Here is a 6,675-nt window from a genome sequence, read left to right as displayed (position 1 = left end):
TACAGAACTCAGTCCTTACCCGCTTAGTCTTTAACTGTCCAACTTTGCGGGGTCAGTTCAGAAGGGCGGGCTTTTTCTTTTCTTACTTGGAGGCGCGAGCCGGAGTCGAACCGGCCTAAACGGCTTTGCAGGCCGTCACATTATTTGCAAAATCAATACATTGCATCAATTAACCGCCCACATTGGCCGCGCTGCCGCACGCCTCAACTCTTAAACCAAGCGACGTCGTCATGCGGCCGGTCGGGCCAGACCGAATAGCAAGGGCCGCTCTCGACCCAAAGCTGACCTTGGCTCGTTCAAGAAGCGGACATCGGGGATCTGGAAACGCCGGGAGAGATCCTATTTGTGTCGCGGAACATTTTCGGGAGCGATATGCTGCTTGCCAAAGGCATCGTGTAGATCGTTGTAGATTTCAGTCAGAAAGGCAAGTTGTTCGTCGCCTGTCCAGGCGCGATGCACTCGCACGGCATGAACCTCATCTTCGAGTGAGCGGGCGGCTCCCCACACTTCATCGGGCCAATACACGTCTTTCAACCCGACAACGCCCGCTTCTATGCGGATCGGGCCAGCCGCGCCAAAGTGCTTGAAGAACGCTAGCGCATCGTGCAAAAACTTGTCCCATTCGCGCGCAATCGAGTCAAGGCAAAGATATTTCCGGCCCGATCCATTCTCGAATGTTGCTGCGCTATTAAAACCCCAGAGTTCTCCGGTCTTATTGAACAACTGCGTCACGCCGATGGCCTCGCTGGTATCGCCCTCCCTAAGGAAACCCACTTTTACAACTCCATATTGGTTGGCCCCATAGTCACCGTGTCGCCATGGCCCCAATGCGAACAGGCTGTTGGAGCCGTCGAGCAGTGCGGTACGGGCTGGTTTCGGTATCCAATTTGCGGGCGCGAGTCGCATATAGGAACGAGGCTTGTCAGGCACGGCCCATTCTCGCTCTCCGGCCGCAGACGTCGAATCCTGATGCTGAACGCGATCGCCCGCCTGCAGCCATGTCGAACGGTCGTCGGATCGCGAGGGGTGCAGGTCGAACTGGAGCGCTGCAGCACGCTCGTCGATCGCTGCCCCTAAGTTCATTTTCAGCGCTTCGACGAGTGCTTTCGTGAGTTTTTCGAGGGCCGCATCGTATTGCTCCTCGGTGGCGGTGGATTTAAGTGTATAGGTAATTGGCCCGCGACGGTGCCGAAGATCGAAGGGGAGATCTTCTGGCTCGCCCCCGAACGCCTTGTTAGCGACGAGTACGATGCGTTCATGCCCAATCGACGTGATGGCGTGACCGAGTTCAATCATTACGTTCGCATTCGGAAGAAGTTTACCTTTCTCGGTCTTCCCAACGAATGTAACGTCGCCGATGAATATTTCGGCCTGCTCAATCTTCTTGAAAATTGTATCGACGATTGCAACCAGGCCGGGCGTATCCTTAGTGTCGTGATCGACCTCTGGGCGTTCGGCTTCCGCGAGCCCGAGTTCCTTCGATACCTGAGACAGCGCCTTTTGAATCGCAGCCTTGACGAAGTCTTTGTTTAACTTCGCTGGCGTATCGCTTTGCCATGACCAAAATACTTTCATTATGTGATACCTCCAAGTTGGGAAATCATGCACGGCCTAAACCCTGTCCCTCACGAGATTGGAATGTCAACAGGGATCCAGCTCTCTAAGCAAAAATCCGCGAAAGGCGGTGTGACAACCAATCCAGATAATTCTAATTGCGCCCATGTCCGCTTCCGGCAGTCTATCTGAAGGACCGCTATTGGCCGAAAACGGACGGCGTCGGGGACCTCGGCAAGGGTATTCCGTCCCGTAATTCAGGGGATGGAATGATAAGCGCAAGGCTTATCCAGCAAGGCTCCCGCCTATTTCTGTAGCAAATTTTCAGCACATAAATAAGCCCGCTAACAGCGGGCTTATTTGTAGCTATACGGAGATTGCTGTCGCATTTTATGAGATGGGCTGAAGGTTCCAGATAAATCGATCATCATTCTCATATCGCCCCTCGTGAGCATAAGCGATATGGCTTCTCGATGACCCCTGACTCTTGCCGCCGAGCTTCAAATAAGCTCCGAAATATTTATTTTCTATGCGAACAACTTTCTGACTTTGATCGAGATAGTGAACGATCCATCTAAATCGGTCATCACCTCGACTTTCATCTATTCCGTCGTGGCCGTAGACTTTATGATCGCCGTCGCTATCTTTGCTCACGCCAGCTTTGAGAATGGTTGCGTAAGTCTGGGCAATGCAAAGCAGATTAAATACATTGCTGATTTCCGTTGGATGAAAGATCCATTGGTACGTCCAACCTCCAGACCACACTTCGTCACCCCATGCCAAACGGTCGCCATCCGAATCACGTGTGTCGTTGGTATTGAGGGCGGCACCAAAGGCTTTGTTGACTGTGTAATACGTGGCCCCGGAGATATCTTTTCTGATGCTCTGGAGAGTCGCTTCGTCCATATGTCACCTATAAGAAAAGTGATTTGGCGCACTTACAAAGTGTTCATGCATACTTTGTTTGTGCGGTCACGTGACCACGGCGCTCCTTCCCCAAATGCGAGTCAGGCTCGCAATAATCAGATGAATCCTAGTGCACGCTGTACACCGCTACAACCTGCCAAGATTGGCAGGTACCGTCGGCATGCCGAGGCCTCGCGGGTCGACGATCCCGCCAGTCTGAACAATTCTGTCTTCGAGTCTCCCTGGACTTGCCTTCAGGCTTGCCACTGACACCGTCTGTCAAATCAGTCCAAATTTCTCCAGATAGCACGAGGCCTTATCAAGCAGGGCTCCGCCAGGGCAATGTATGAAGATTGGGCGAACGGCGGGCAAAGTTACTTGGGCTCCACCCAGCATGTTCTCTGAGGGATACAACTGCAACATCGCTCGCGCGGTCTCGACGTTCGATGTCGTCAGCCATTCTTCCCAATCGTCCGGCCGCAGGATCACGACTGACCGCTTCTCCTCGCCCGGCTTGTGCATGTGCGACATGATCGCGTGCTCGTCGGCATTAACCGTAATCATCGACATCGCATGGCGTACGGTGCCGTCCGGCCCCGACCGCTCTTCCGAAAATGGTAAATTCATACAAAAACCACACCTACGGAGAGCATATGGCCCGAGCCATGATCTGCGTCGGCGACACGACGACGCACGGCGGTCGCGTACTGGAGGGCTCCGCGACCGCCACCATTGACGGGAAACCAATTGCCGGCGTCGGGCACAAGGTTCTATGCCCTCAATGCAAAGGCGTCTTTCCGATCCTGCCCGCCAGTGGCCGGCGATACCCGCACAACTTCGGCGGACGAGAAACCGCCATCGAAGGCATGAAGACCGCTTGCGGGGCGACGCTGATCGCCTCGCAATCGTCCGCGACACTCGACGACGTCGGCGCCGGTGAAGCGACGACGGGCGGTGCAGTCGCGAACGCTGCAGCAGCGCTGGCGCCTTCGCCGACGCTGTGCCTCGAATGCCTGAAGTCCGCGGCCGAAAATGCTGCAACGATGATCGCGCGCGGGTAGAACCATGACCGGCAATTCGATCGAAGCGTTCTACTTCACGCGGCAACAGCAGTTGCCCATGCAGGTGCACTTGTACGCGCTGGTCGACGGTCTCCTGTTCGCCGCTGCGGCCGGCGGGTGCCCGCCTCAGCGATCGCAAGCAGCCGTGGCGCTGTTCGACGGCACACCAGACGCATCGCTCGCCGATGCGGGTCCGTGGCTGCTCGATTACGAGCGCGCGGGCGGCAACGTACGACGTTCGCTCTCCGCGATGGCCGGCAGCTCAACCGGCGTGTCGTGGCTGATCAGCGCATATCCAACCGAGTCCCTAGCCGACGAGTTGCGCCATCGACTCGACGTGCGCTTGCCGGATGGCCGTACAGCCCTCCTTCGCTTCTACGACGCCCGCATCATGGCCGACATGGCATCGCTGATGGAATTGACGCAGCGCATGCAGTTCTTCGTCCCGACCTTCAACTGGCTCGTCGAAGTGAATGGAAAACTGAAGGGGGTGCACCCGCATGCTTGAGTTGACAAGCGAGCAAGTCGCAGGCCTTGCCGAGATCGATGCACGCGGATATGTCGAGCGAACTCGGCAGGATCTCATCAAAGCGGACCCGAAGCTGGCCGACGACGAAACCCTGGCGACACGCCTCTGGAACGCATACGTCGCGGCTCGCCAGCTCGGGATTCGGTCCGACGAGAACGTCGCGGCATTCCTTCGAATCGAGGCATACGCTCCGAAGTTTTACGAAAAACCGGCGACGCGCGCATGGATAACGCGCCCCGGCCGCTCGGCCGACGAACGCTTTCACGATTACCTTCGCGTCATCAAATGGCGCATCGAACATCCTGATTACAACGGGGGATCTAGAAATGGCGGGGTTGGTAGTACCGATAATCGAAGCAGCAGCAGTGGAGCTTGGGCCGGTATTGGCGCGAGCTGGCGTCGCCTTATTGGGCGGGGCGGCAGTGGCGGGAACGGGGAGTCTGTCGGGTGATACACCAAAGGACGAAAGCAAGGCAAAGCCGGACGTACGGGCGATTCCGCGCACGGGCGAGAGCTGCAAGAAGTGCCCGCCTGAGGGAGGACGACTTCAGCGCATGAATCACGGCGTAAACTGGACGTCATACCGCTACCAGGCACGCATCACCGGCTTCGCATTCGACACCGCCGAGTGCCGCTGGAGTGACGAGTGGACGTGGGAAGGCGTCGATTTCGACGGATTCCAACGCGAAGCATGCCTGCTACAGGAAACGAAGGGCGATTATGATCAGTTCCTAGATGAGGACGGTGACCCAAAATTCTTCTTCACTGGCTTCACCGACACTCGCAGACAAATCCTCCGCCAGTCCGTCGCCGTTAACAGCAACCCACCGGCTCAGTTGATGTGGTATTTCATGACCCCACGCGCACGCGAGTATCTGTTGCCCGATCTGCGCAGGGCGCGCGTGCCATCCGTCTACCAACCGTAACGCCATGCAATTCATTGCCCAATACCGCGAATCCGCAAACGTCGAGCATTCCGACTATGCTCGTCAACTGAGCCGCCTATGGCCTGTCATCGACGCGTTGGCCGCGAAAGATGCTCGCTTGGCCGAATGGTTCCTGCAGGGAAATTCGGAAGAAGAAGCGCGCCTGTATTCGGTTTATGAGGCTCCCGGAACGCCCTCCACGGCCGTGCTTGCGGTGCTGACCGAACAGTACCGCGGCGAGGAGAACCTCGCGAAGACTATCGGGATATGGAACGGTCAGGCCGCGAAAAAAGACGGTGCATCTCTTTCTCTCGGATTCGACACCGGTTCGATGCCATGCGACTTTGATCTGTCCGTTGGCGAAGAAAGCGCAACGTCGTCTCGACTTGGAAGCTTCGAGTCCATCGGGCAAATCGTCGCTGCAATAGCTACCGCATATGCACCCGCGTACGTCACCGCCGCCCCACGGAAATACATATCGAAACAGGTCTTCGACGACAAGCCGGGGGTCGGCTGGATGCTGTACCTCCCGCACGTCATCACGCAACAACAGGTACCCGAGGCACGCGCCCTGATCCCTGTTCCCGAAGCCGGCAAAAAACAGACCGGTACAATCATCGTCAGCGTGATCGATGCCCCGTTCTCGATGGACAACCCCGCGCACGTCGAGACCGCCAATCGCATCGAGATCCGCCTCGTCGATCAGGATCTACTCCCGACCTACGCGAGTATTTGAGACAGGCGGGGCAATCGCCCCGTCATCCATCCGTCTTCAGAACAGTCCGACCGGCTGTGCCGCGCCATCCCGGCTATAGATGATTAGCTCGTTGCGTTCGACGCCCCTGCCGCCACCGACCCTATATTGAATCGGTACGGTCTTCATGTAGAACCCGTCGAACACCCGCCGGATGTCGGGATGATCGTTCAGGCTCACGATCGCTCGTCCCTTCAACGATCGCAGACGCTGCGCCATCTTCTCATACTCGCCGAACGGGAAAGCCACACCGTACCCCCCGTCTCGTAGTACGGTGGGTCGAGGTAGAAGAGTGTATGCGGCCGATCATAACGATCGATACAAGCTGCTTTGGAAGGAGCCTCGAACGCCGGACGATGTATTCCCACGTTCCGGAGGGTCGTAATCGTTTGGGCGCCATGCGCTGATGCGAACTCGCCTATACGGCCAAAGAGCCGACTTAGGCGTGGTTACGCGTGTCTCTTGAGCGGTTAGAGGCGACTTTGGACCACTCCAGGCGACTTTCCCACAAGAATGAAAACGGAGCCGGAAAAAGAAAAAGCCCTGATTTCTCAGGGCTTTTTCTTTTCTTACTTGGAGGCGCGAGCCGGAGTCGAACCGGCCTAAACGGCTTTGCAGGCCGCTGCATAACCGCTTTGCTATCGCGCCAAAAGCGGACTGTCCGGATGCCGTGAAGGCAAGCGACAGATTTTTATTCGAGGACCATCAGTCCATCAAATAAAAAGGGAAGCGAGGCTTCCCCATTACCTGGAGCGGGAGACGAGTCTCGAACTCGCGACCTCAACCTTGGCAAGGTTGCGCTCTACCAACTGAGCTACTCCCGCATTGTCCTGCACCTGCAGCGCTTTGCCGTACAACACGCTGCCAGAAAATCTGGAGCGGGAGACGAGTCTCGAACTCGCGACCTCAACCTTGGCAAGGTTGCGCTCTACCAACTGAGCTACT

At 56.8% G+C, this 6,675-nt stretch carries 7 protein-coding genes, 3 tRNA genes and 2 pseudogenes; 5 read left to right on the top strand and 7 right to left on the bottom strand.

The window, feature by feature from the left end; genetic code table 11:
* Positions 1-87: 87 nt before the first annotated feature.
* The 4 genes and pseudogenes from SB786_RS35295 to SB786_RS35280 form a co-directional block, all read right to left on the bottom strand.
* Positions 88-203, bottom strand: a tRNA-Cys gene (locus tag SB786_RS35295).
* Between the two features lie 136 nt (positions 204-339).
* Positions 340-1,575, bottom strand: coding sequence for a hypothetical protein (locus SB786_RS35290; RefSeq protein ID WP_410731445.1), 1,236 nt, complete (start codon positions 1,573-1,575; stop codon positions 340-342).
* Between the two features lie 369 nt (positions 1,576-1,944).
* Positions 1,945-2,460, bottom strand: a complete 516-nt coding sequence (locus SB786_RS35285) for a hypothetical protein (protein WP_410731444.1) — start codon at positions 2,458-2,460, stop codon at positions 1,945-1,947.
* A 390-nt stretch (positions 2,461-2,850) separates the two neighbouring features.
* Positions 2,851-3,051, bottom strand: a pseudogene (locus SB786_RS35280) (DUF159 family protein); the annotation flags it as partial.
* 62 nt (positions 3,052-3,113) lie between these two features.
* Between SB786_RS35280 and SB786_RS35275 the strand changes: the two are divergent.
* From SB786_RS35275 to SB786_RS35255, 5 genes are read left to right on the top strand one after another with little or no spacing between them, the layout of a single operon-like run.
* On the top strand, positions 3,114-3,521 hold the full coding sequence (locus tag SB786_RS35275) for a PAAR domain-containing protein (RefSeq protein ID WP_410731443.1): 408 nt from the start codon (positions 3,114-3,116) through the stop codon (positions 3,519-3,521).
* A 4-nt stretch (positions 3,522-3,525) separates the two neighbouring features.
* Complete coding sequence (locus SB786_RS35270) at positions 3,526-4,029, top strand: DUF4123 domain-containing protein (protein WP_410731442.1); 504 nt, start codon at positions 3,526-3,528, stop codon at positions 4,027-4,029.
* Positions 4,022-4,501, top strand: a complete 480-nt coding sequence (locus SB786_RS35265; RefSeq protein ID WP_410731441.1) for a hypothetical protein — start codon at positions 4,022-4,024, stop codon at positions 4,499-4,501. Before SB786_RS35270 ends, SB786_RS35265 begins: the two co-directional genes overlap by 8 nt.
* Entirely contained in the window at positions 4,386-4,976 is a 591-nt protein-coding gene (locus SB786_RS35260) for a restriction endonuclease fold toxin 5 domain-containing protein (RefSeq protein ID WP_410731446.1), read from the top strand. Before SB786_RS35265 ends, SB786_RS35260 begins: the two co-directional genes overlap by 116 nt.
* A gap of 4 nt (positions 4,977-4,980) precedes the next feature.
* Positions 4,981-5,712 (top strand): immunity 52 family protein, encoded by a 732-nt coding sequence (locus SB786_RS35255; RefSeq protein WP_410731440.1) that lies wholly within the window; start codon positions 4,981-4,983, stop codon positions 5,710-5,712.
* 36 nt (positions 5,713-5,748) lie between these two features.
* Here SB786_RS35255 and SB786_RS35250 read toward each other — a convergent pair.
* The 3 genes and pseudogenes from SB786_RS35250 to SB786_RS35240 form a co-directional block, all read right to left on the bottom strand.
* A pseudogene (locus tag SB786_RS35250) lies at positions 5,749-6,059 on the bottom strand (DNA adenine methylase); the annotation flags it as partial.
* 245 nt (positions 6,060-6,304) lie between these two features.
* Positions 6,305-6,378 (bottom strand) — tRNA-Cys (locus SB786_RS35245).
* 100 nt (positions 6,379-6,478) lie between these two features.
* Positions 6,479-6,554, bottom strand: a tRNA-Gly gene (locus SB786_RS35240).
* Positions 6,555-6,675: the final 121 nt, after the last annotated feature.

The organism is Burkholderia sp. SIMBA_062 (assembly GCF_046534765.1).
Taxonomy (GTDB): domain Bacteria; phylum Pseudomonadota; class Gammaproteobacteria; order Burkholderiales; family Burkholderiaceae; genus Burkholderia; species Burkholderia ambifaria.
The sequence above is the reverse complement of the archived record's forward strand: the minus strand, read 5'-3'. Positions and strand labels throughout refer to the sequence as shown.

Coding starts and splice junctions, on each gene's coding strand:
- SB786_RS35290 (WP_410731445.1), bottom strand. CDS start 1,575: ATGAAAGTATTTTGGTCATGGCAAAGCGATACGCCAGCGAAGTTAAAC.
- SB786_RS35285 (WP_410731444.1), bottom strand. CDS start 2,460: ATGGACGAAGCGACTCTCCAGAGCATCAGAAAAGATATCTCCGGGGCC.
- SB786_RS35275 (WP_410731443.1), top strand. CDS start 3,114: ATGGCCCGAGCCATGATCTGCGTCGGCGACACGACGACGCACGGCGGT.
- SB786_RS35270 (WP_410731442.1), top strand. CDS start 3,526: ATGACCGGCAATTCGATCGAAGCGTTCTACTTCACGCGGCAACAGCAG.
- SB786_RS35265 (WP_410731441.1), top strand. CDS start 4,022: ATGCTTGAGTTGACAAGCGAGCAAGTCGCAGGCCTTGCCGAGATCGAT.
- SB786_RS35255 (WP_410731440.1), top strand. CDS start 4,981: ATGCAATTCATTGCCCAATACCGCGAATCCGCAAACGTCGAGCATTCC.